The organism is Streptomyces sp. MUSC 14 (assembly GCF_001866675.1).
GTDB lineage: Bacteria > Actinomycetota > Actinomycetes > Streptomycetales > Streptomycetaceae > Streptomyces.
In genome coordinates this window covers 64,264-84,871 of the sequence record NZ_MLYN01000030.1, presented here as the reverse complement: position 1 = coordinate 84,871, position 20,608 = coordinate 64,264, and the positions used below count along the sequence as shown (strand labels likewise).

Annotated in this window: 19 protein-coding genes and 3 pseudogenes; 9 read left to right on the top strand and 13 right to left on the bottom strand. The window is 70.4% G+C overall.

Going from position 1 to position 20,608, the window contains the following annotated elements; genetic code table 11:
- Positions 1-105: 105 nt before the first annotated feature.
- The gene (locus tag BIV25_RS20535; RefSeq protein WP_071373820.1) at positions 106-870 is read left to right on the top strand and encodes an MBL fold metallo-hydrolase; all 765 of its coding nucleotides are present in this window, start codon (positions 106-108) and stop codon (positions 868-870) included.
- 50 nt (positions 871-920) lie between these two features.
- On the opposite strand, the pseudogene BIV25_RS47230 reads toward BIV25_RS20535, so the two are convergent.
- Together BIV25_RS47230 and BIV25_RS47225 are read right to left on the bottom strand one after the other, a co-directional pair.
- Positions 921-1,157: pseudogene (locus BIV25_RS47230) on the bottom strand (transposase family protein); the annotation flags it as partial.
- A gap of 71 nt (positions 1,158-1,228) precedes the next feature.
- Positions 1,229-1,484: pseudogene (locus BIV25_RS47225) on the bottom strand (L-threonylcarbamoyladenylate synthase); the annotation flags it as partial.
- Between the two features lie 195 nt (positions 1,485-1,679).
- On the opposite strand from BIV25_RS47225, the pseudogene BIV25_RS54450 reads away from it, so the two are divergent.
- Together BIV25_RS54450 and BIV25_RS20520 are read left to right on the top strand one after the other, a co-directional pair.
- Positions 1,680-2,718: pseudogene (locus BIV25_RS54450) on the top strand (LacI family DNA-binding transcriptional regulator); the annotation flags it as partial.
- A gap of 418 nt (positions 2,719-3,136) precedes the next feature.
- Positions 3,137-3,838 carry a LysM peptidoglycan-binding domain-containing protein gene (locus tag BIV25_RS20520; RefSeq protein ID WP_071373818.1) on the top strand — a complete coding sequence of 234 codons (702 nt, stop codon included), beginning with the start codon at positions 3,137-3,139 and terminating at the stop codon, positions 3,836-3,838.
- 611 nt (positions 3,839-4,449) lie between these two features.
- On the opposite strand, the gene BIV25_RS20515 is transcribed toward BIV25_RS20520, so the two are convergent.
- From BIV25_RS20515 to BIV25_RS20505, 3 genes are all read right to left on the bottom strand, one after another.
- Positions 4,450-4,839: a VOC family protein gene (locus tag BIV25_RS20515; RefSeq protein WP_071373817.1), complete on the bottom strand. Its 390-nt coding sequence runs from the start codon at positions 4,837-4,839 to the stop codon at positions 4,450-4,452.
- A gap of 407 nt (positions 4,840-5,246) precedes the next feature.
- On the bottom strand, positions 5,247-6,278 hold the full coding sequence (locus BIV25_RS20510) for a medium chain dehydrogenase/reductase family protein (protein ID WP_071373816.1): 1,032 nt from the start codon (positions 6,276-6,278) through the stop codon (positions 5,247-5,249).
- 154 nt (positions 6,279-6,432) lie between these two features.
- Positions 6,433-7,395: a TetR/AcrR family transcriptional regulator C-terminal domain-containing protein gene (locus tag BIV25_RS20505; protein ID WP_071373834.1), complete on the bottom strand. Its 963-nt coding sequence runs from the start codon at positions 7,393-7,395 to the stop codon at positions 6,433-6,435.
- 177 nt (positions 7,396-7,572) lie between these two features.
- Here BIV25_RS20505 and BIV25_RS20500 point away from each other — a divergent pair, with 177 nt between their 5' ends.
- A complete protein-coding gene (locus tag BIV25_RS20500) occupies positions 7,573-8,784 on the top strand; it encodes an FAD-dependent monooxygenase (RefSeq protein ID WP_071373815.1) in 1,212 nt (403 codons plus the stop codon).
- Positions 8,785-8,790: 6 nt separating this feature from the next.
- Here the strand turns inward: BIV25_RS20500 and BIV25_RS20495 are convergent, their stop codons facing one another.
- Positions 8,791-10,506, bottom strand: a complete 1,716-nt coding sequence (locus BIV25_RS20495) for a M48 family metallopeptidase (RefSeq protein ID WP_071373814.1) — start codon at positions 10,504-10,506, stop codon at positions 8,791-8,793.
- A 228-nt stretch (positions 10,507-10,734) separates the two neighbouring features.
- Here BIV25_RS20495 and BIV25_RS20490 point away from each other — a divergent pair, with 228 nt between their 5' ends.
- Positions 10,735-11,619, top strand: a complete 885-nt coding sequence (locus tag BIV25_RS20490; RefSeq protein WP_071373813.1) for a polysaccharide deacetylase family protein — start codon at positions 10,735-10,737, stop codon at positions 11,617-11,619.
- Positions 11,620-11,647: 28 nt separating this feature from the next.
- On the opposite strand, the gene BIV25_RS51155 is transcribed toward BIV25_RS20490, so the two are convergent.
- Positions 11,648-11,974, bottom strand: coding sequence for a hypothetical protein (locus BIV25_RS51155; RefSeq protein WP_071373812.1), 327 nt, complete (start codon positions 11,972-11,974; stop codon positions 11,648-11,650).
- A 298-nt stretch (positions 11,975-12,272) separates the two neighbouring features.
- Between BIV25_RS51155 and BIV25_RS50400 the strand changes: the two genes are divergently transcribed.
- Positions 12,273-12,488 (top strand): hypothetical protein, encoded by a 216-nt coding sequence (locus BIV25_RS50400; RefSeq protein WP_143076665.1) that lies wholly within the window; start codon positions 12,273-12,275, stop codon positions 12,486-12,488.
- A gap of 11 nt (positions 12,489-12,499) precedes the next feature.
- On the opposite strand, the gene pstS is transcribed toward BIV25_RS50400, so the two are convergent.
- Entirely contained in the window at positions 12,500-13,633 is a 1,134-nt protein-coding gene (gene pstS / locus BIV25_RS20480; protein WP_071373811.1) for a phosphate ABC transporter substrate-binding protein PstS, read from the bottom strand.
- Between the two features lie 210 nt (positions 13,634-13,843).
- Positions 13,844-14,416: a helix-turn-helix domain-containing protein gene (locus tag BIV25_RS20475; RefSeq protein WP_071373810.1), complete on the bottom strand. Its 573-nt coding sequence runs from the start codon at positions 14,414-14,416 to the stop codon at positions 13,844-13,846.
- A gap of 116 nt (positions 14,417-14,532) precedes the next feature.
- Between BIV25_RS20475 and BIV25_RS20470 the strand changes: the two genes are divergently transcribed.
- Together BIV25_RS20470 and BIV25_RS20465 are read left to right on the top strand one after the other, a co-directional pair.
- Positions 14,533-15,369 carry a DMT family transporter gene (locus BIV25_RS20470; RefSeq protein ID WP_071373809.1) on the top strand — a complete coding sequence of 279 codons (837 nt, stop codon included), beginning with the start codon at positions 14,533-14,535 and terminating at the stop codon, positions 15,367-15,369.
- A 148-nt stretch (positions 15,370-15,517) separates the two neighbouring features.
- Complete coding sequence (locus BIV25_RS20465; protein ID WP_071373808.1) at positions 15,518-16,225, top strand: B3/4 domain-containing protein; 708 nt, start codon at positions 15,518-15,520, stop codon at positions 16,223-16,225.
- A gap of 53 nt (positions 16,226-16,278) precedes the next feature.
- Here BIV25_RS20465 and BIV25_RS20460 read toward each other — a convergent pair whose 3' ends face one another.
- Together BIV25_RS20460 and BIV25_RS20455 are read right to left on the bottom strand one after the other, a co-directional pair.
- Complete coding sequence (locus BIV25_RS20460) at positions 16,279-17,244, bottom strand: DUF1152 domain-containing protein (protein WP_071373807.1); 966 nt, start codon at positions 17,242-17,244, stop codon at positions 16,279-16,281.
- A 211-nt stretch (positions 17,245-17,455) separates the two neighbouring features.
- Positions 17,456-18,181, bottom strand: coding sequence for an SDR family oxidoreductase (locus BIV25_RS20455; RefSeq protein WP_071373806.1), 726 nt, complete (start codon positions 18,179-18,181; stop codon positions 17,456-17,458).
- A gap of 106 nt (positions 18,182-18,287) precedes the next feature.
- Here BIV25_RS20455 and BIV25_RS20450 point away from each other — a divergent pair, with 106 nt between their 5' ends.
- The gene (locus BIV25_RS20450) at positions 18,288-19,136 is read left to right on the top strand and encodes a LysR family transcriptional regulator (RefSeq protein ID WP_071373805.1); all 849 of its coding nucleotides are present in this window, start codon (positions 18,288-18,290) and stop codon (positions 19,134-19,136) included.
- A 206-nt stretch (positions 19,137-19,342) separates the two neighbouring features.
- Here the strand turns inward: BIV25_RS20450 and BIV25_RS20445 are convergent, their stop codons facing one another.
- Complete coding sequence (locus BIV25_RS20445; protein ID WP_071373804.1) at positions 19,343-20,182, bottom strand: NmrA family NAD(P)-binding protein; 840 nt, start codon at positions 20,180-20,182, stop codon at positions 19,343-19,345.
- Positions 20,179-20,607 carry a nuclear transport factor 2 family protein gene (locus tag BIV25_RS20440; protein ID WP_071373803.1) on the bottom strand — a complete coding sequence of 143 codons (429 nt, stop codon included), beginning with the start codon at positions 20,605-20,607 and terminating at the stop codon, positions 20,179-20,181. The genes BIV25_RS20445 and BIV25_RS20440 overlap by 4 nt, the downstream gene beginning before the upstream one ends.
- Between the last annotated feature and the right edge of the window lies 1 nt (position 20,608).

The following is a 20,608-nucleotide window of genomic DNA, read 5'->3' as shown; positions in this document are numbered from 1 at the left end:
CTGCCGGGGAAGGACCGGTTCCCGTACAAGGAAGGTGACTACCGTGCTCCCATTGCAAGATCTGGGCTTTGGTGATCGGCATCTCGTCGCGAGCGGGGCGGGCCGATGACCCTGGCGCAGTCCCGCGGCTGGTACGAGCTGGAAGAACTGGACGACGACCTCGTACGCGTAACCGAGCCGCACGCCGACAAGCTGGTGCGAGCCAACCTGTGGTGGCTGCGCGGCACAGACCGCGACCTCGTCGTGGACGCGGGCCTGGGCGTTGCCGGTCTGCGCCGGCACATCCCCCGCATGTTCGAACGGGAGCCGCTGGTCGTCCTCACCCACGCACACCTGGACCACGTCGGCGGAGCACACGAGTTCCGCGAACGAGCAGCCCACAAAACCGCCGCAGAGGCCCTCGCGCAGGGCGTACCCGCCAGCCTGTACGGCCCCGAGCTCTACCGGCGACTCGGCATGGACCCGGCCGGAGAAGACCTCCCCGAACTGCTGATCGACGCACTGCCCCACGCCGGCTACGACCCAGGCACCCACCACGTGGAGCCGCTCACGGTGCACCACCCCCTCCAGGACAGGGACGTGATCGACCTGGGCGGGCGCTCGCTGACCGTCCTGCACCTTCCCGGACACACCCCCGGCTGCATCGCCCTCCTCGAAGAGCGCACCGGCGCACTGTTCACCGGCGACGTCATCTACAACGGCCACCTCATCGACGACCTCCCCGAATCCGACCCGCCGACTTATCGGCGCAGCCTGGCACTCCTGGCCGACCTGGACATATCCAACGCCCACCCGGGCCACGGCCGCAGCTTCGACGGGCACCGCCTGCGAGAACTGGCACACGACTATCTCCACACGACCAACGAGTAGGCCCACCCCGTGCCGAGGGCTGGACACCGCCGACGTGGTGATCGGCTCGTTCATGGCGGGGCACTGACCTGGTCGGGGAACTCATCGGCCAGACCCCGGTAGCCCTCGTCGACCTCGGCTTTCACATTCGGACGGAGGCGGAACTGCTCGGCGGTCCCTTCCGTGCGCACGGCCGTCTGGTCGTGCATTCTTCCGGGCCGGTCGGCACCGGACCACAAGGTGCGGCCCTGGCCGTCGCTGATCGTGGTGGTCTTGCGCACGTTCTGCTTCTTCTTTCCGGACACGAACGCGCCACGGCCGGCCCGGTGGACCGTGGGGAACCCCCAGGAGCACCTGCGGTCGCAGCTCAAGCGGCACCTGACTCGACGCCGACCTCGCAAGGCCCGCCGTCCAGTATGAGCGGCAGCATCAGCGAGCTCCGCACGGACATGGTCCGCCGTGGTGGGGCTGACCGAGCCGAAGCGGTTGGCGGACGGGGCCGTGACACCGCCGCCGAAGGCCGACAGCAGCGCGAGGGCGACGGAGTGGTCGGGCGCGCGCACGGCCACCGTCTCCAAGCCACCCGTCGCTTCGAGGGGCACCTGGGGACCGTGCCACAGGACCAGCGTGAGTGGGAGCACTCCGCCCTTCCAGGGCCGAAAGATCGCGAGCCCCCCTCAACTGATCGCTACACACCGTAGCTAGTGCTCGTGATCGCCCGGATCCGCTCGTTGCGGCAGAAGTTCCTCCGGCTTGCGCGAGGAGTGGTACGAAGCGGTCGTGCCTGTCGCGATGGACGGCGTCGTCGCCGTTGAGGAAAAGGTTTGCTCGTGACCGTTTCCGCTGGTGCTCCAGACTCTCCTCCCGCCGGCCGGGCCAGGCTCGCCGACGTCGCCCAGCTCGCCGGCGTCAGCGTGGGCACGGCCTCCAAGGCGCTCAGCGGCGCCGGCCGTATGCGCCCGGAGACCCGCCGACGCGTTCTGGACGCAGTGGGGACCCTCGGCTTCCGCCCCAACCGGCACGCCCAGAGCCTGCTCAGCGGCCGCAGCTGGACCGTCGGCCTGATGACCACCGACGGCATCGGCCGTTTCAGCACCCCGGTTCTCCTCGGTGCCGAGGACGCCCTCGGCGCCGGCAAGATCTCGGTCCTGCTGTGCGACACACGAGGCGACTCCATCCCCGAGCAGTACCACCTGCGCAACCTCATGGACCGCCGAGTCGACGGCATCATCGTCACCGGCCGTCGCACCGACCCGCGCCCGCCGCTGACGGGCATCACGGGCCTGGAGTCGGTCCCCGTGGTCTACGCGCTCTCACCGTCCACCGACCCCGGCGACATGTCCGTCGTCACGGACGACAAGGGCGGCGGCCACGCTGGCCGCGGAGCACCTGCTGGCCACCGGCCGCACCCGTATCGCCCACATCACCGGTCCCGAGCACCACGCGGCCGCCCGCGACCGGGCCCGCCACGCCATGGCACATCTCGAAGAGGCGGGCCTCGCGCTGTCCACCGGCCGTGTCCACTTCGGTGGGTGGAGCGAGGCACGGGGCCGCCGTGCCACCGACGCGGTACTGCGTACGGCCCCCGACACGGACGCCTTCTTCTGCGGCAACGACCAGATCGCCCGCGGAGTCACCTACGCGCTGCGTGGACGCGGCATCGGCGTCCCCGGTGACATCGCTGTCGTCGGCTACGACAACTGGGACACCATGGCCCTGGCCAGCCGCCCTCCGCTCACCACGATCGACATGAACCTCACGGAGACCGGACGGATCGCGGCCCTGCGGCTGCTCGAAACGATCGACGCCCGAGAGACGACACCGGGGGTGCGAACGGTGCCCTGCAGGCTGGTGGTGCGGGAGTCGTCCTGGCGACTCCCGCATCCCGCCTCCCTTCCTCTCGCACGCAGCAGCACCTTTGCACTTCGCTGTGACGTGGAACGGGCGGGGATTCAATCGTCTATGTCCCATTTAATCCCATACGTAATCAAAGCTCGATACATCACTGTTTAAACCGCTAAGGCTTCGCGCTCGATTCAGGTGACTCAATTCACCTACTACGCGCCTTAGTGGCGTAAGCCGCGCATAAATCCCCCAATTCTCCGGCTCTCGTGGCGTGCCGAGCCGGCCGGACAACGACGTGGGTTAGTGAAGCAGGGAATTGTCGATTTATTCCCGAGGGGCTAACAATGTGCCCGCCGCAGTGCACCGCAGGACGAAATGTGGTGCAGCTTGCCGAGGGAACCGGCAACTGCGGGTCGTGCAATTTCTGGAAGAGGACCGCTCCATGCCCCTTCATGCCCGCAAGCGCCCCTCCTCGGCGCGCCGACGTATCGCCGTCACCGTCGGCACTTTCGCCATGGTCTCCGTCGCCGCACTGGGCACAGCCCAGGCCGCACCCGCGGACTCTGCTGCGACCGCCTACACCGTCCAGCCCGGCGACCACCTGGCGTCCATAGCCCGCACCCAGCACGTGCCCGGCGGCTGGCTCGCCATCGCGACGGCCAACCACCTCACCAGCCCCTACGCCCTCCAGCCGGGACAGGTCCTCACCCTGCCAGCCGGATCGACCCCCGCCACGCAGCCGGCAACCCCCACGCTGCCGGCAACCGCCACGAAGGCCGCGTCCGCCGCGTCCACCACGACCGCCGCCGACGGCCAGACGTACACCGACAACCTGGACGGCTGGATCAAGCACTCCCTGGCGATCATGGCCCAGAACGGCATCCCCGGTAGCTACAACGGGATCTACCGCAACGTGATGCGGGAATCCTCCGGTAACCCCAAGGCGATCAATCTCTGGGACTCCAACGCCGCCGCCGGTACGCCCTCCATCGGTCTGCTCCAGGTGATTCAGCCCACTTTCAGCTCTTACCACGTGGCGGGCACCTCGACGGATATCTACGACCCCGTCGCCAACATCACCGCCGCGTGCAACTATGCCTTCCACCGTTACGGTTCCATCGACAACGTCAACGGACCCTACTGACCGGGAATTACCGCTCCAGGGCACTCCCGGAGCTCGCGGTCACGGCGATATCTGATCGCCGTGGCCGCGAGTTGCACCGGCAAAGAAACTGCCCCAGGCCGCCTTCAGCGGGCCGATCCCGCGCCAGTGGAACAACCATCACCGCGCTGTGGCGCGAAGGCACAGACCCGGTACGCGAGTGGCGGCACCGGAGCCTCTCGCCGGAGGATCGTGCGCGGCTGCCGAGTCCCGGCGCCCCGGACCCGGACATGCCCAGCGCTACCTGCCGGCGCCGGTCAACGCACGATGCACGGGCGAGGGATCGGGCAACGGCAAGGCGAGCCCCAGGAGTTGGCTTGTCGAACGCGTGAGCGCCGCGTACGCGCTGTCCGCCACGTGTGGTCTCGCGACTGCGTCGGCGCCGGGGACGAGTACCGGCATGGTTACGCTCCCGGGTTGCCGGTCAATGGCCCACGTGCGAACGTGCCCGGGGGATGCAGGTCCACATGGAGCCGACCCTGGGTGCGCGCGGCGTGGAGAGAGCCGTAACCGCAGCGGTGTTCGGCGGGCAGGCACAGCTCTACCGGCGAACGTCACGTCCGGCTGTCCTGTGCCGTGGATGTGTTTGACCATCAGCCGAGGTAGTTCGCGCGCCCCTCGTCGTCGAGTTCGAAGGGACCCTCAGGGATGATGCAGAACTCATTGCCCTCGGGGTCCGCCATCACCAGGAAGCCGCCGTCGGCGTACTGCTCCAGCCTGCGCCCGCCGAGCATCTCGACCCGTTGCTGCTCGGCGGCGGGATCGGGAGAGGTGATGTCGAAGTGCATCCGGTTCTTGCTCGACTTGGGTTCGGCGGTTCGCTGGAAGCCCAGCCCCAGGCCGCCTTCCCGGCGCAGCCAGACGTAGGGGCCCATACGGGCTACGACCGGCCTGCCAAGAAGTTCGGACCAGAACGCAGCGAGCCGCTCAGGGTCTGTGGCATCGACGATGAGGGCGTTGATCTGCGCAGGTGAATCCGTCATGTCCCGATCATCCCAGGCGGTCCTGTCGGAGCATCTCCCTGCATGCCTCTCGGTCATCTCTCCGACGAGTCGCCGCTCCGGACCGCGACCGGTCGGCGCGGGGCGGCGCCGTCAACGCCGGGCGCGTGGTGCCCGGCACGCGTTGATTTCCTGGCGGCCGTGCCAGGCGGCGCCTCTGCCCTGGTCGGTGTAGGTGCCGTTCCGTGCGGCGGACCAGGCGGCGACGGCCCTGGGCAGGTGTCGGACGCCGGGCTGAGCGGCGGAGGCGGAGGCGGAGGTGACGGCGATGGCGCAGACCAGCGTTGCTGCGACGCGGGCCGGGCGGAGCGCCAGGGTGTCGGTCCTCAGGATGACGGGCTGTCGGCGGAGTGCGGGGCTCGCGGATTGGGGGATCGGGGATCGGTGGGTCAGGGAGTGAGGATGACCTTGCCGGTCACGGTCCCGGACTCCGCCAGGCGCAGGGCCTCGGCTGCCCTGGCGAGTGGCAGTTGGGCGGCGATGGGGGCGGTGATGTCGCCGCGGCTCAGAGCGGTGAACACCTCGGTGAGGTCGGCCTGCAGTCGGGCGCGGAAGCGATCCTTGTGGAGCTTCTGGCCGGCCCAGATGTTGTAGAAGTGGGCGCGGCGGCCGTTGGGCAGGGTGTTCCAGAGCCATGTGCGGGCGAGGATCTTGAGGACGGGCAACTGCTTGGAGCCGCTGTCGTCACGGGTGGAGGCGCTGCCGTAGGAAACCAGGGTGCCGCCGGGGGCGAGCAGGTGCCAGGAGTCGATGACGCTGCGGCCGCCGACGTGATCGAAGACGGCGTCCACTCCGCCGGGGGCAAGCTCACGGACCCGGGCCGGCACGTTCGCCGTGCGGTAGTCGACCGGGGTGACGCCGAGGTCCCGCAGCGCGTCATGGTGCCGTGCGGAGGCGGTGCCGATCACCTTCACACCGGCTGCGCGGGCGAGTTGGACCAGGATCAGACCCACGCCGCCGCCGGCCCCGTGCACCAGGACGGTCTGCCCGGCGCGCACGCGGGCCGTGCCGTGCAGCATCTGCCAGGCGGTGATGCCGTTGACCACGACGGTCTCGGCCTCGGTTGCGGTCAGGCCGTCGGGGACCTCGACGGCGTCCCGCGCCTCGACGACTACGTGGCTGGCCCAGCCGCCGACCTTGACCAGTGCCGCCACGCGTCGTCCGGTCAGGGCCGGGTCGACTCCCTGTCCGGTCGACAGCACCCGGCCGACCAGGTCGTAGCCGGGCACGAAGGGGAACGGGGGCTGGTCGTAGTACCGCCCGCGGCGCATCTGCTGCTCGGCGAAGGAGACACCGGTCGCCTCCATGGCGATCACGATCTGCCCCGGGCCGGGGTCCGGGACCGCCGCGCCGCGGATTCGCAGGCCTTCCGGCTCCACGATGCCCGGCAGAACGACTTCGACGCAGGGGTGGTTGCTCATGACCACCCTCCTATCTCTAGTGGATGTCGCGTTCGTTAGAAGTTCTAACACGATGGTGTGCGACGGTCAATCGCAATTGTGAGACCTTCTAACTCGCGCTGGCCGTGAACGCCGCTCGCGGAGCAGATCCGCGCCTTCCGCCGCGGTGCTCCGGTCAGCCGGCGTCGTTCTCCCCGACGAGCGAGGCGAGGCCGTCGAGGAGGCGCTGGAGGCCGAACTCGAAGAGGGCGTCGAGGTCGAGGTCGTAACTGGTCGCGGCTAGGCGGGAGAGTGCGGGGAAGCGGCCGGTGGCCAGGACCTCCAGGAGTGCGGGCGCCTGGGTGTCCATCCACTCCTCGTTGTCGAGACCGGTGTGCGCCTCGGCTTCCCGCTCTGTCTCCAGATTGACGGCGATGCCGCGGGCGTAGTTGAGCAGCATGAGGTGCGCGGTGAAAGCGGTGTGCAGGTCGAGTCCGTGCGCGTGCAGGGTGGCGAGCATCCACTCGCTGTACGGCAGCGCGGAGGTGATCACCTGGGGGCGGGTCACCGACAGGGCGGGTGCGAGCCACGGGTGGCGGCGGAACAGGTCCCAGAGCTGCCGGGCCGCGAGCTCGACCGCCTCGCGCCAGCCCGCCGGCGCGTCGGCGGGCAGGGGGCGTCCCGCGATCACCGTGTCCATCATCCGCGTCAGCAGGTCGTCCTTGTCGGCCACGTGCCGGTACAGCGACATGGTGGCCACTCCCAGCTCGGCGGCCACGCGGCGCATCGAGACCGCGGCCAGTCCTTCTGTGTCGGCGACCGTGACGGCGGCCGCGATGATCCGTTCGAGTGTGAGTGCCGACTGCCCTGATGGTGCGTCGGCCGGTCCGCCGGGGCGTGGGGTGACCGCGGGGCGGGCCTTGCGTACCGGGTGGCTCCGGGTCTCCACGACCGTGCCGACGCCGGGAACGGCGCGGACGATGCCCTCGCGGCGCAGTTCGGTGAGCACCTTGGTCGCGGTCGCCATCGCGACGCCCCACTGCTTGGTGATCTCGCGGGTCGAGGGCACGCGATCGCCCGGCGCCAGTTCACCCGCCTCGATCCGCCGCCGCAGTTCGATGACGATCCGCCTGTAGCGAGGCACTGTCTGTCCGCTCACCGACACCTCCGCACTAGTGCACCTGCATCGGTGCCATCCTAGTGGCGGGTGCTGGGAGTTCCCTGCCAACGAGCGTCTTCCGTTGGTCTCCGTACTAGTGCAGTGGCAGCCAACATGGCACTGAGACAGGCGACTTCATGCTTGTGAATTGCCGTGCGTACGGCGTACGGTCCAGCCATGCCGAACAACGAGATTCTCATCTGCGGTGCCGGAATTGCGGGACCCGCGCTGGCGTACTGGCTACGCACCGCGGGCTTCGCGGTCACGATCGTGGAACGCGCTCCGGCACCGCGGCCGGGTGGGCAGACCGTCGATCTGCGGGGGGCCGGCCGTACCGTGATCGAACGGATGGGACTCATGGGCCGGGCCAGGGCGGAGAGCGTGGACCAACGTGGCCTGGCACTCGTCGACACCCGAGGCCACATCACCGCGCGGTTGCCCGCCGACAGCTTCGGCGGCGAGGGGATCGTCTCCGAGATCGAGATCCTTCGCGGCGATCTGGCCCGGCTGCTGTACGAATCCACGCTGCCGGACACGGAGTACCTCTTCGACGACACCGTCACCGGGATCACCCAGGACGTGGACGGGGTCACCGTCACCTTCGAGAAGGCCGACAGCCGCCGGTTCGGGCTGGTCGTCGGCGCGGACGGGCCGCACTCCGTGGTGCGTGCGCTGGCCTTCGGCCCGGAACGGGAGTTCGTCCGGCCGCTCGACCTCCACACGGCCTGGTTCACCGCCACCGACGACGTGGATCTCGACGGCTGGTACCTGATGCACAACGCGCCCGGCGGCCTGGTCGTCTCCGCGCGCCCGGGTCGTGCCCCGGGTGAGATCAAGGCCGGTCTCAGCTTCCGATCCGCGCCGATCTCCTACGATCGGCGCGACGTCGCCGCCCAGCAGGACCTCGTGGCGCAGCGTTTCACCGGCGTCGGCTGGGAGACCCCGCGCTTGCTGCGGGCGATGCGCACCACCTCGGACTTCTTCTTCGACTCGATGGGCCAGATCCGACTCGACCGCTGGTCGCGCGGCCGCGTCGTGCTGCTGGGCGACGCCGGATACTGTGCGACCCCGCTGACCGGCCTCGGTACCAGCCTGGCCCTGGTAGGCGCGTACGTACTGGCCGGCGAGCTCGCCGCCGCCGAGGGCGACCACCGCATCGCCTTCCGCCGCTACGACGAGGTGATGCGCCCGTACGTGACCCAGGCCCAGCAGCTCCCGCCGGGCGGTGCCGCGGGATTCGCGCCCTCGGGCCGGCTCGGCATCCGCCTGCGTGACCTCTCCATGCGGCAGATGACCCGCTGGCCGATGCGGAACCTGCTCGCCGCACAGTTCGCCAGGGCCGGGGGCATCGCACTGCCCGACTACCGGCTCGCCGCGGACATACGGTGATCGGCCTCAGCCGCAGGCAGAAGCGTGTCCGGCCTCGGCGCAGCACCCCCCTTGAGGCATGGCGCCGGCGACGGCGGTCTCTGTGCGGCAGAAGCAGGACGCCTCGATCGGGACGTCCGCAAGCGCGGCGGCGAGCTTCAGCTGCTGAGCCACGATCTGTGCCTCGCCCGTCCTGCCGAGGCGTACGAGGCACTCGTGGAGGCCGTGCAACGCCCAGACGTTGCCCGGGTGTTGCTGCGCGCGCGGCAGCGTGTCGTCGAGTCCGAGATCGGCCCGGTAGACGGCCTCGGCCTCCGCCACCAGGTCCTGTTCGAGGAGCAGCGCGCCGTATGCGTGCCGGGTGGGCTGCATCCATCCCCACGGTTCGTCGTACGGAAGGCCGTCGTCCAGCTCGATCGACCGGCGCAGGGCGGTGAACGCGGCCTCGTGCTTCCCCTTGCGGTAGTCCAGCTCCCCGTCCAGCATGTGCGCGGCGATCGCCAGGATGTCCGCACAGGTGTTGTTGAACAGCGTCCGGCTCTCCGGGACTCGCGCGGCGGCCTCGCGGAAGAGCTCACGTTCCGCGTCGGCTTCGTCGATCCGGCGCAACGCGGAGAACGCGACCCCGCGGGCGTACCGCAGCATCGCCGTGCTCACGCAGTACAACCGCGGGTCGGCGGGCACCGGCAGCGCCAGGATGTCGTGCCACCGGCCGAACCGGATGAGGACGTGCACCCGCATCGCGAGGAAGCCCTCCAGCCAGTCCGCCATGGGCGGGCTGTCCACGCGCAACAGTTCCTCGGGCACCGCCGCCTCAAGCCGGTCCGCCGTGTCGAGCGCGTCCTGGAAGCGGCCGAGGAACATCGCCCCGTAGATCTTGAAGTGGTAGTTGTGGCACCGGTACAGGGTGTAGAAGTTCATCGCCCCGGCCCTGCCGTGGAACCTCTCGTCGGCTGCGATCGCCTCGGTGTTGTCGGAGATCACCCGGCGGTAGTCGCCGCAGAGCACTTCCAGGTGCGAGGGCATGTGCTGGAGGTGGCCCGCGTCCGGCACCAGACCGCGCAGCCGGTCGCCCACGTGCAGGGCCGCCTCGGGCGTCGGGGACATCTCCATCAGGTGGATGTACAGGTGAAGGAGACCTGGGTGCCGGGTGCCCGCCTCCGTGGCGATCGCCCGCTCCAGTACCGCCCTGGCCTCGACGGTGCGCGAGCCCGGGGCCGGCGTGCCCGTGCGGATGTCCCACAGCCGCCAGGGCGTGAGGTTCATCAGGGCGTCGGCGTACAGGGTGGCCACGTCGAGGTCGTCGGCCGCCGTCCGATGGACGGCCCGCATGCTGTCGGCGTACGCGGCGTTCCACACGGAACAGTCCTCGGCGTCCGGAGCCTGGGCTTGCGGATAGCGGGCACGCAGTGCGCCGATGAGGGCCTGCTCGACCGGGGTGGCGCCGACGGCCTTCGCCTGTGCGCGCCGCACGGCGGCATGCGCACGCTCCACCGTCCGCCCCAGGTCCTGTGCGTCGAAGAACTCCCAGGGTTTGTTGTAGTTGGGGCCGAGGGCGTAGGCCAGGCCCCACTCGGCCATGGCACAGTCGGGATCCGCCGCGACGGCGGCCTCGAAACAGCGGACGGCCTCTTCGTGGTTGAAGGCGTACGTCCAGTTCAGCCCGCGGTCGAACCAGGTCTGGGCCTCGGGGGACGACGTCGTCACACGTCGGCCGTGGCTGCCGAGGTCGTAGTAGCGCATACGAACTCCTCAAGGCTGACGGCCACCGTCCCGGTCGCTGGGAGGGGGTGACGGTGACCAGGGAGACGACCTTACGTCGAACCCCGAGGCTCAGCGGCTAGCCGACCGACTGCTCGGAGCCACGTAGTGGATTCGCGCCGATAATTGATCGTTTCTATGGCATATCAGGCTATCGTCTCAGCAGATCATGATCGAATGTCAGCTGAGGTCGGTACGGTGAAACGATGGATGGGCCGGGAAACCTGGTACCGGCCGGTGACGGGGACGCTCGCGGGAACGGTCGCGGGAACGGTCGCGGCCGTCCTGGCGGTCGGTGGATGCAGTGGGAGCGGCGCCGGATCCGGTCATGCACCGATCCCCTCGCAACGCGGCAGGCCGACGGGTGCCCCCGGCAACGCGGCCGGACCTGCCGGGACTGCGGCCGCCTGGCGCAGGTGGGGCCTGACTCCGCTGCCGGATGCTCCGCGGCCCCCGGCCGACAAGCCGGTGAAACTCGCCGCCACCGGAACCGTTCCGGTCCTCACCCACGTACCGACCGCGCAGAAGGTCGTCTTCATCACCGTGGACGACGGACAGGAAAAGGACCCCACGTTCATCGAGATGATGCGGGACCTGAACATCCCGATCACGATGTTCCTGATGAACGACGCCATCAAGTCGGACTACGCGTACTTCACATCGCTTCAGGCGCTGGGCAACCACATCCAGAACCACACCCTGCACCATCCGGTCATGAGCACCGCCCCTCTGGCCCACCAGAAGGACGAGGTGTGCGGCGACCAGAAAGTCCTCACCGAGGAGTACGGCACCACACCGCTGCTGTTCCGCCCGCCCTACGGCGCGTACGACGAGAACACCAGGATCGCCGTCGGGGAGTGCGGACCCCGTGCGATCGTGTGGTGGCGGGAATCCATGCAGATCCGCAACATGCAGTACCAGGACGCGGACGACAAGCTGCGCGCCGGTGACATCATCCTCGCGCACTTCCGCGGGCCGGGTGAACTCAAGGGCGTCACGATGACGCAGATGTTCACCAACCTGCTCAGACGCGTCCAGGAGCAGGGATTCGCCGTGGCGCGCCTGGAGGACTACATCCAGCCACTGGCCGGTTGAGCCCCCTTTCATTCAGCGCCGCGCCGTCTCAGCAGTCGGTATCGGCGATGACGAAGCAGCCCGGGGAGGTCTCGGGCCGGCGTGTGGGTGACAGCGACGTCGGGGAACTGCCCACGACGCCGGTGGAGTCGACCGCCGCGACCGTGTACCGGTAGGAAGTGCCGGCCGACAGACGGGTGTCGGTGTACGAAGTGTCCGTCGCCGAACCGGCCTCGGCTCCGTCACGGTGGACGTCGTACGAGGCGGCACCGTTGACGGCGGTCCAGGACAGCGAGGCACCGTGGTCGTGGTGAGCTTCGCCGTGTAGGGGCTGGAACAGAGGGAGTTGAGGTAGTACGCGCCCGTGGGGCCGCACCGGTCGGCGCCCGAAGCGGGGTCGTAGATGCTCTCGGTGGTGCCGCCGGGCAGGCTCTCGGTGCTTGAGGCCGTCTGTCCGACACCCCGGACGGCGGTCCCCGACTGCGCTCCATGTTGGAACGGGCCCGTGCCGCAGCTGCCGAGGGCGATCTCGTGTCCGCGCGTGCCGCGGTCACGGACATGTACGACGACGCCCGGGAAACGCGCCTTCCCTGGGCTCCCGCGCCGCCCCTGCGAGGCGGACGAGCAGGTACGTGACTACGCCAAGGACGAGCTGGTCAAGGTCCTTCCCCTGCATGAGCGCGACGCTATCGGGATCATCGCCATCTCCCTCTCTGTCACGGCCCGTCGGCTCCAGTCCCTCCCCGGCCTCGACTGCGCCCACCCGTCAGGACATCCTCTTCGTCACCGCCCGCGCCAAGATGGCCCTCGATCTCGCCCACCCGCCGGCGGCCCGCCGTGAACTGGAGCGACTGGAGGCGGTCGAGGGGCGCTGGAGCATCGAGTCCTGAGGGCCGACGGGCTAGGACAGGGTGCTGATCCTGCTGCGGACCTTTTCGACAATGGTGGCCGGGAGCGTCGCGTAGCCCTGGAAGCTCAGGTCCTCCTGGCCTCTCCTGCCGGAAATGTATGTCAGGAACGCCTTGGTGGCGGACCACGTCGCCGCCTTGTTGCCCTTGTCGCAGACGATCTCGTACGTGACCATGTCGATCGGGTAGGCGCCGGCGGCCTTGGTCGCGTAGTCGAGCTTCAGCACGAGGTCGTCGCCGGAGCCCGCGACGGTGGAGCCGGCGATCGCCTTGGAGGCCGTGAGGACGCTGGCGTCGACCGGAGCCGAGGCTCCGGTGGCGATGGAGACTGTGGGAATGCCACGGGCCAGCGCGTACGACAGCTCGACGTAGCCGATCCCGCCCGTGGTCTTCTTCACCTGTTCGGCGAGGCCCGAGGAACCCTTCGCGGACTGGCCGCCCTTGGCCATCCACACCTTGTCGTGTCCGTGCAGCCAGGCGCCCGGCGCGGCGGCGCTGAGGTAGGAGGTGAAGTTGTCCGTCGTACCGGACGAATCGGAACGGTGTGATGCCCGGATCGGTGTCGACGGCAGCGTGGCGCCGGGATTGAGTTTCGCGATCGCCGGATCGTTCCACTTCGTGATCTGCGAGTCGAAGACCTTGGCCAGTGTGGGCGCGTCCAGGACCAGTCTGCTGACTCCCGGCAGGTTGAAGCCGATCGCGATCGGGCCGCCGACCATCGGCAGGTGCACTGCCTGACCGCCGTCGGAGCACGCACTCTTCGACTGGTCGACCTGGGCGGCGCTCAGTGCGGAATCGGAACCCGCGAAGGCGGTTCTGCCCTTCAGGAAGTCGGTCTGACCGGCACCGGAGCCGTTTCCTTCGTAGGTGATCCGGGTGCCGGGACATGCCCGCATGTAGTTCTCGATCCAGAACTTCATCGCGAACTCCTGCGCCGTCGAACCGGAAGCCGGCACGGCGGCCGCCTTGCCGCAGGCGATCCCGGTGGCGGCGGGCGAGGGGGCCGCGGACGGCGTACTGGCGGACCGGGAGCCGCCGGTGGAGCCGCACGCCGTCAGCAACAGGGCGCCGCAGACAATCGCCGCACCGACCGCCGGGCTGCGCGGCCCGCTCTTTGGCTGAAGCACTCTTCGGCTCTCCTTCTTGCGGTCCGCCAGGGTCGGCCCGGCACGGGATGGCGCCGCATGAGCCCTGCGGGGCTGCAGGGGCAGCGATGCCTGCGGGGAGGAGGACCACAGGACTGACTGCGACCCGCCCGTGCTCACTATATGCAATCGCAACATTGCGCTCCGTGATGTGTGCGGGGAGTCGAATCTGCCGCGCCCCCTGCGCGGAAGTCATGGGGACGGTGGCAGGTGGACCGTCATGATCAGCTGGCAGGTCCCGGTGCCCGAGCCGCGGTAGGTGTGCGCGGTGTCGCCGTCGAACGTGGCGGTCCGGCCGGCCTCCAGGGTGTGCTCGGTGCCGTCGACGACCAGGGTCATCACGCCTGCGGTGACACTGATCGTCTCCACGACCCCGGCCTGGTGGGGATGGCTCGGGTACTCCTCGCCCGGCTCCAGCCGCCACCGCCACACCTCGACCGGGGCCGGGCCCGAGGTCGTCAGCATGAGGCGGGCCTCGCTGCCCAGCTCGCCGCTCCACAGCGGGGCCACGTCGTCGACGGCCGCGATCCGGACCCTGTCCTCGTGCGGCCCCTGCATGAGCGCGGACACGGAGATGCCGAGGGTGTCGGCGAGCCGGACCAGGGTGGCCAGGTTGGGGTTGCCCTGCGCCTTCTCCAGGGCGACCAGGGCGCCCTTGCTGACCTGGGCGCGCCGGCCGAGCTCCTCCAGGGACAGGCCCGCGCGGACCCGGGCCGTCCGGACGTTGTGTGCGACCGTCCGCAGAGCGGCACCTGTCTCGGCCACCTGATCACCATCCTCGTACTCTGGTCGGAGTGATGTACCGCTCGGTCACTGGATTGACATCCATCGGTCGATTCGCTGTACCGTGTAGCCGTTCCATTGATAGTAAGGGATGTGCTGTGATCGCTCTGCTGCTGGCCCTGGGCAGCTCACTCGCCTACGGATGCGCCGACTTCCTCGGCGGCCTGGGAGCCCGGAAGGCTCACGTGCTGCGCACCGTGATGGTCGCGGCGCCGGCCAGCCTCGCGATGGAGTTGCTGCTGTGGCCGGTGCTCGGTGCGACGTTCAGCGGCGCGGCCCTCGGCTGGGGCGCGGCGTCCGGAGCCGCCTCGGCGCTCGCGTTCGTCCTGCTCTACCGCACCCTGGCGATCGGCCCGATGAACGTGCTCTCGCCCGTCACCGCGTTGGTCTCCGCCGCACTGCCCGTCAGCGTCGGCCTGCTCCAGGGTGAGCAGTTGAGCACCTCCGGGCTGGTGGGCCTGCCGCTCGCGCTGGTCGCCGTGGTGCTGGTCAGCGCCGGACACGGCGCGGGCGCGGCACGTCCCTCGCGCACGGCGCTGCTACTGGCCTTCGGCGCGGGTGCGGCCATCGCCCTCCAGCTGATCTGCCTGCACCAGGCACCCGCCGACAGCGGGGTGGCTCCGCTGATCACGGGCCGGGCGATCTCCTCGGCCGTCACCCTGGCCGCTGCCGCTTCGCTGCGCCGCAGGCTCGGCGAGGCGCGGCCCGCGTACGGGATGTCGGCCGCAGCCGGTGTGCTGGACTCCGTGGCGAACCTGCTCTTCCTGCTCGCCGCCCGCGGCGGTGACCTCACCGTCGTCGCCGTGATCACCGCCCTCTATCCGGCCGGCACGGTCCTGCTCGCCCGCGGTGTCCTCGCCGAACGCATCCACCGCGGCCAACTGGTCGGCCTGGGCACCGCGGTCGCCGCGGTCAGTCTGCTGGCGCTCGCCTGACCTTCCGTACGTCCGCCCTCGAAGCATCCAGTCCCGGTATCGGTCTCGACGAAGCCGACGGCGGAGCTACCGCGCGGCCCGGGCCGCACAGGCTCCCGGAAGAGATGCCCTCGCCCTCTCATCACACGCATGAATCGGAGACCAGCCCATGACCGACCTCCGTATCGCCCCCGCCGTCGCCGAAGCCTTTCCTGGCGCCCTCGTCGCCGTGGTCACCGCCACGGGGCTACGCGGGCACGAGCCGTGGCCGCACACCGTCACCGCCCTGGAGGAGCTGGAACAGCAGCTCGCCGACGGCAGTTGGGCCCCAGCCGACGAGACCGACCCCCGGATCGAGGCCTGGCACAGCGCCTACCGCTCCTTCGGCACCAACCCGCGCCGCATCCGGCCCAGCGTCGACGCGCTCGGCCGCCGTATGGCGAAGAAGGGCGGCCTGCCGCGCATCAACCCGGCCGTCGACTCCTACAACTCCGTCTCCGTGCGCCACGGCCTGCCCTCCGGCGCCTTCGACCTCGACCACGTCACCGGCGACATCGACCTCCGTCACGCCGACGGCACCGAGACCTTCACCCCGCTCGGCGAGCCCGACACCGTCGAGACCCCGAAGCCGGGCGAGATCATCTACGCGGACAGCGAGATCGTGCTGACCCGGCACTGGAACCACCGCGACGCCCACCGCACCCGTGTCACCGAGGACTCCACCTGCGTCGCCTTCGTGCTGGAGACCCTCCGCGCCGACCGGGACGGCGACCTCCTCAAGGTCGCGGCCGACGAACTCCAGAGCCTCCTCGCCCCGCACGCCCAGCAGACGGCCTTGCACCACCTCAGCCCGGAACGGCCCCGGGCCACGGTCTGATTCCGCGGTCCGCGGCGCCGTGCCGTACTCCCGTTTCCGGGCTGTCCGCGCGGTCAGTGCGGGAAGGCGCGCGGCGGTCGCTGCCGGGGCAGCTCCTCGCGGAAGTCGGAGATGGCGGTGCTGATCTGGCGCATCAGGACCGTGTGTTCCAGGCGGTCGAGGTAGAGGTTCGCGCGCGCCAGGGCGGGCAGGTCGACGCAGAAGTACTGACTCATGAGCGGGTTGACGAACAGTTCGCTGCCGCGGGTGCGCTCGGTGAACCGTACGTCGCCGAACTCTCCCCGTACGGCGGCGGCGACGGATCCGTGCACGATGCTCGGATGACTGGCATGGCAGTCCTGGGCGTGGGCGACCGCGTCGAGATAGGCCGTACCTTCCGGACTGTCGCGGGGCAGCGAGAACGCGCCCAGGTAGCCGCCCGCGCGGTCCAGGCGGGCCAGGTTCTCCAGCACGAGGGAATGGCTGACGCCGTGGTAGGCGTCCACCCCGAAGCCTATGCACGCCACGAGCCGGTGCGGGACATCGTCCAGCCCGGCGACTGCCGCGAGGCTGGCCATGTCCTCCTCCGGTGTGCCGAGCCCGTGTTCGTCCCCCTGCATCAGGATGTCGGTGCCGCCGTCCACCAGCACGACCGCGTCCGCCCCGCCGAGGTGTTCCAGCAGGGCCCGGTAGGCGGCACGCAACGGCTGGACGCCGGTGAGGGGAAAGGCGTAGACGGTGTCGGGCAGTTCCCGTGTGCGCAGCCAGCGGGCGAGGGAGCGCTCGGGGAAGTAGTCGCCGCGCGACGGGGTGTCCGGGCGGACAGCGGCGACATCCTGCGCGACCCAGCAGTCGAGGTCCAGACCGTACAGGTCGGAGAAGGACAGGCTGGCCAGGTGGACCTCCGCGCCGGCCGAACGCAGCGCGAGGGCCAGGGGCAGACCGGCGTAGACGTCGAAACCCCCGCCCGCACCGGCGACGAGGACCCGGCGCGCGTCGCGCAGGCGGGAGAAGAAGGCGGGTTCACGCAACGAGAACATCACCAGAACCTAACAAGGCCGGTGTGCCTCCCGAACAGCGGACCGATCAACGAGCGGCCCCGGTGCCGGACTTGGAGGGCAGCGTCCCGCGCCGCGGGTGTGCTGTGTCGTGTGCCCTGGCCGCGTGCGTCGTGCCGTCGCGGCGATCCTGGATGAGTCGGTCACCGAGTCCGAGTCGGCCATGGACGAGGCGGGCACCTGTCCGGCCCGGTCACCAGGGCACTTCCCCCGTGTCGTCGAAGAACCTGCCGGTCGGACCGTCGTCGGGCAGGGCCGCGAGCCGGATCGCGACCGCCGCGCCCTGTTCCGGGGTTCTCACGCCGCGGAAACCGTTGAGGTCGGTCGCGCAGAAACCCGGGCAGGCGGCGTTGATCAGGATGTTCGTGTCGTGCAGCTCCTTGGCGTACTGGACGGTGACGGCGTTGAGGAACGTCTTCGACGGCGCGTATGCGGCGGCGATCGGACCCGTCTCGGCGCCAGGAGTGGTCTGGCGGGTGAGGGAGCCGACGCTGCTGGACATGTTCACGATCCGCGGCGACGTCGAGCGGCGCAGCAACGGCAGCATCGCGTTGGTGACGCGGATGACTCCGATCACGTTGGTCTGCACGGCTGCCAGCACCGTCGAGGGATCGACCGTGGTGGGCATCTGCGGCGCGCTGCCGGTGATCCCGGCGTTGTTGACCAGCACGTCGAGGCGTCCGGCGCGGTCCTCGATCAGCGCGGCGGCGGCAGCCACACTCGCGTCGTCGGTCACGTCGAGCGGTACGCCGAACGCGTCGACGCCGGCCGCCAGCAACTTCGCCACGGCGGACGCGCGCCGCTCCTCGTCCCGTGCGCCGACGCCGACGCTCCAGCCGAGTGCGCCCAGACCGGCCGCGATCTCGTAGCCGATCCCCTTGTTCGCGCCGGTGACCAGCGCGATCGTCTGTTCGTTCATACGGCTGATCCTCCCCGGGCCGCGCGGGATCCGGCCAACACCGAATGGGTGGGCAGCGATACCTGACAGGTATCGATCCCGGTCGGGGGCTGGGTAGCATCGTGGTGTGGAGACACGGGAGCTGCGGTACTTCGTCGCCGTCGCCGAGGAGCTGCACTTCGGGAGGGCCGCGCAGCGGCTCGGAATCGCGCAGCCTCCGCTGTCGCGGGCGATCCATCAGCTCGAACGGCGTCTCGGGGCGTCGTTGCTGGAACGCACCAGCCGCACGGTCACCTTGACGGAGGCCGGGTCGGTGCTCCTGCAGGAGGCCCGGGCGGCGCTGGACGCGGTCGAGGCCGCCGAGCGTCGTACCCGCCGCGCCGCCCTCGCCGCGACCGGCCGGCCCGGCGTGGTCCTCGCCACGAAGGCCGGCGCTTCCAGGGAGCTGCTGGCGAAACTGCTCGACGCCTACGCCGCCGAACCCGATGCGGTCACCGTGGACCTGCTTCTGTGCGGGATCGGCGAGCAGGAACGACTGCTGCGCGACGGCCGGGCCGACGTGGCCCTGCTGCACCTGCCGTTCGACACCGTGGCCGGTTTCGACACCGAGGAACTCCGCACGGAGGGACAGGTAGTGGTGCTGCCTGCCGGGCATCCCCTCACCGGCCGGACCCATGTGCGGACGGCCGAGGTCACCGAGCTGCCCGACCTGCCGCTGCCGCGCTGGCCGGGCCCCGGCGGTGCGTACCCCGAGGGCCCGGGGCCGCGGGCTCGCGACCATGCGCAACTGCTTCAGCTGATCGCGCTCGGCCGCGCCTGCTGGATCGCGCCGGAGTCGTGCCGCGCGCAGCTGAGCGAGGATCTCGCCGCCGTGCCGGTGCTGGACGCGCCGATGGTCACGACGGTCATCGCGTGGCCGCCCCACAGCCGGTCCCGAGCCGTCGCGGGCCTCGTCCGGGCCGCGACACGCCACTGAACGCCCGCCCGCGCCCCGCACCACGTCCCGCCGACCGGTCGGCCGTGTGGGGCGGGACAGCGCCGTGCGGCCGCCGGCCCGGCTCCGCTCCCTGCGCCGCGCACGAGGCGGTCTCCTCACCTGAAGCCACCCGCCGGAGCGGTGCCGGGCGGCTGCGACACCGGTCCGGCCGGCGCGCCACGCGCGCTGCGCGTTGCCGGCGCGCCTCAGGTCCGGAGTGCGAGTTCCCGCCGTGCCACCTCGCGGAAGCTGTTCGGCGGGCGTCCGGTGAGGCGCTGGACGGTGTCGGTGATGCGGTCCTCGGCGCCCTGGGCGATGGCGCGGTCCATGCGGGCCAGCATCGCGGCGAACTCCAGCGGCATCTGTGCGGCGAGGCGGTCGCGCAGCTGCTCGTACGTCAGATGCCGGTGCACCACGCGGCGGCCGGTGACCTCGCTGACGATGGCGGCGATGTCGTCGTGGCTGAGGGTGTGCGGGCCGGTGAGGACGAGGTCGGCATGGGGTGCGCGGGCGTCGGTCAGGGCGTGTACGGCCACGGCGGCGATGTCGTCGGCGTCGACGAATCCGATCCGTCCGGTCCCGGCCGCGGTCAGGACGACGCCGTCCTCGCGGATGCTGCGCGCGTGGGCGTGCGTGCCGGTGAAGTTCTGCATGAACCAGGAGGGCCGCAGCACCGCCCACTCGTCGAACAGGCCGGGCAGACAGCGGTGTACGGCTCCCACTCCCGGTCCCCCCTCGGGGATGGCCGACGAACTGAGCAGTACCGCACGGCGGAGGCCGACGGCCCGGGCCTGGCGGAGGAAGGGCAGCATGACCGTGGCCGGGTCCGGGTCGCCCGGGGGCGGGACGAGGTAGACGCGGTCGGTCTCGGCGAGGGCGGGACCGAAGGTGGCGGGGTCGTACCAGTCGAAGCGGACCGGCTGCGCGCCCGGGAGCGGGGTGGCCCGTCGGCTCCCCGCCCGGACGGGGTGGTCGGCGGCGGCCAGCGCCGCGGTCGTACGCCGGCCGGTGGTGCCCGTGGCCCCGATGACCAGAGTGTGGCTCATCGGGCACCGGCCCCGGTGAAGTCCAGGCCGGGCTGCTGGGCGGCGAGGGGGTTCCAGTAGTCCCGGTAGGAGATGAAGCGTCCCTCCCGGGCGGTCACGACGGCGATGTAGGTCATGTCGAACGGCGCTCCTGTCTCCACCAGGCGGCCCAGGCCGCGCATCTCGGCCACGATGGTCTGCGCGTCGGCGGTCCGGTGGATCCGCAGGTCGGGGAAGTCGCGCAGGTCGATGTGGTCGGGGTAGCCGCGCATGTAGGCGGCGATCGCGTCCCGGCCCTCCAGTCGCCGGGGCCAGCCCGGCGGCGCGAAGGGGAACTCCATCACACCGTCCTCGGCCCACAGGCCGGTCCAGGCGGCGATGTCCTTGTCGAGGAGCAGCCGCAGGCTGTGACGGTAGAGCTGTTCCGGCGAGCGGTGCGTGGGCATG

Excerpts from the sequence above, each read along its gene's own strand:
- BIV25_RS20535 (WP_071373820.1), top strand. The coding sequence starts at position 106 with ATGACCCTGGCGCAGTCCCGCGGCTGGTACGAGCTGGAAGAACTGGAC.
- BIV25_RS20520 (WP_071373818.1), top strand. The coding sequence starts at position 3,137 with ATGCCCCTTCATGCCCGCAAGCGCCCCTCCTCGGCGCGCCGACGTATC.
- BIV25_RS20515 (WP_071373817.1), bottom strand. The coding sequence starts at position 4,839 with ATGACGGATTCACCTGCGCAGATCAACGCCCTCATCGTCGATGCCACA.
- BIV25_RS20510 (WP_071373816.1), bottom strand. The coding sequence starts at position 6,278 with ATGAGCAACCACCCCTGCGTCGAAGTCGTTCTGCCGGGCATCGTGGAG.
- BIV25_RS20500 (WP_071373815.1), top strand. The coding sequence starts at position 7,573 with ATGCCGAACAACGAGATTCTCATCTGCGGTGCCGGAATTGCGGGACCC.
- BIV25_RS20495 (WP_071373814.1), bottom strand. The coding sequence starts at position 10,506 with ATGCGCTACTACGACCTCGGCAGCCACGGCCGACGTGTGACGACGTCG.
- BIV25_RS20490 (WP_071373813.1), top strand. The coding sequence starts at position 10,735 with ATGGGCCGGGAAACCTGGTACCGGCCGGTGACGGGGACGCTCGCGGGA.
- BIV25_RS50400 (WP_143076665.1), top strand. The coding sequence starts at position 12,273 with ATGAGCGCGACGCTATCGGGATCATCGCCATCTCCCTCTCTGTCACGG.
- BIV25_RS20465 (WP_071373808.1), top strand. The coding sequence starts at position 15,518 with ATGACCGACCTCCGTATCGCCCCCGCCGTCGCCGAAGCCTTTCCTGGC.
- BIV25_RS20460 (WP_071373807.1), bottom strand. The coding sequence starts at position 17,244 with ATGTTCTCGTTGCGTGAACCCGCCTTCTTCTCCCGCCTGCGCGACGCG.
- BIV25_RS20455 (WP_071373806.1), bottom strand. The coding sequence starts at position 18,181 with ATGAACGAACAGACGATCGCGCTGGTCACCGGCGCGAACAAGGGGATC.
- BIV25_RS20445 (WP_071373804.1), bottom strand. The coding sequence starts at position 20,182 with ATGAGCCACACTCTGGTCATCGGGGCCACGGGCACCACCGGCCGGCGT.
- BIV25_RS20440 (WP_071373803.1), bottom strand. The coding sequence starts at position 20,607 with ATGCCCACGCACCGCTCGCCGGAACAGCTCTACCGTCACAGCCTGCGG.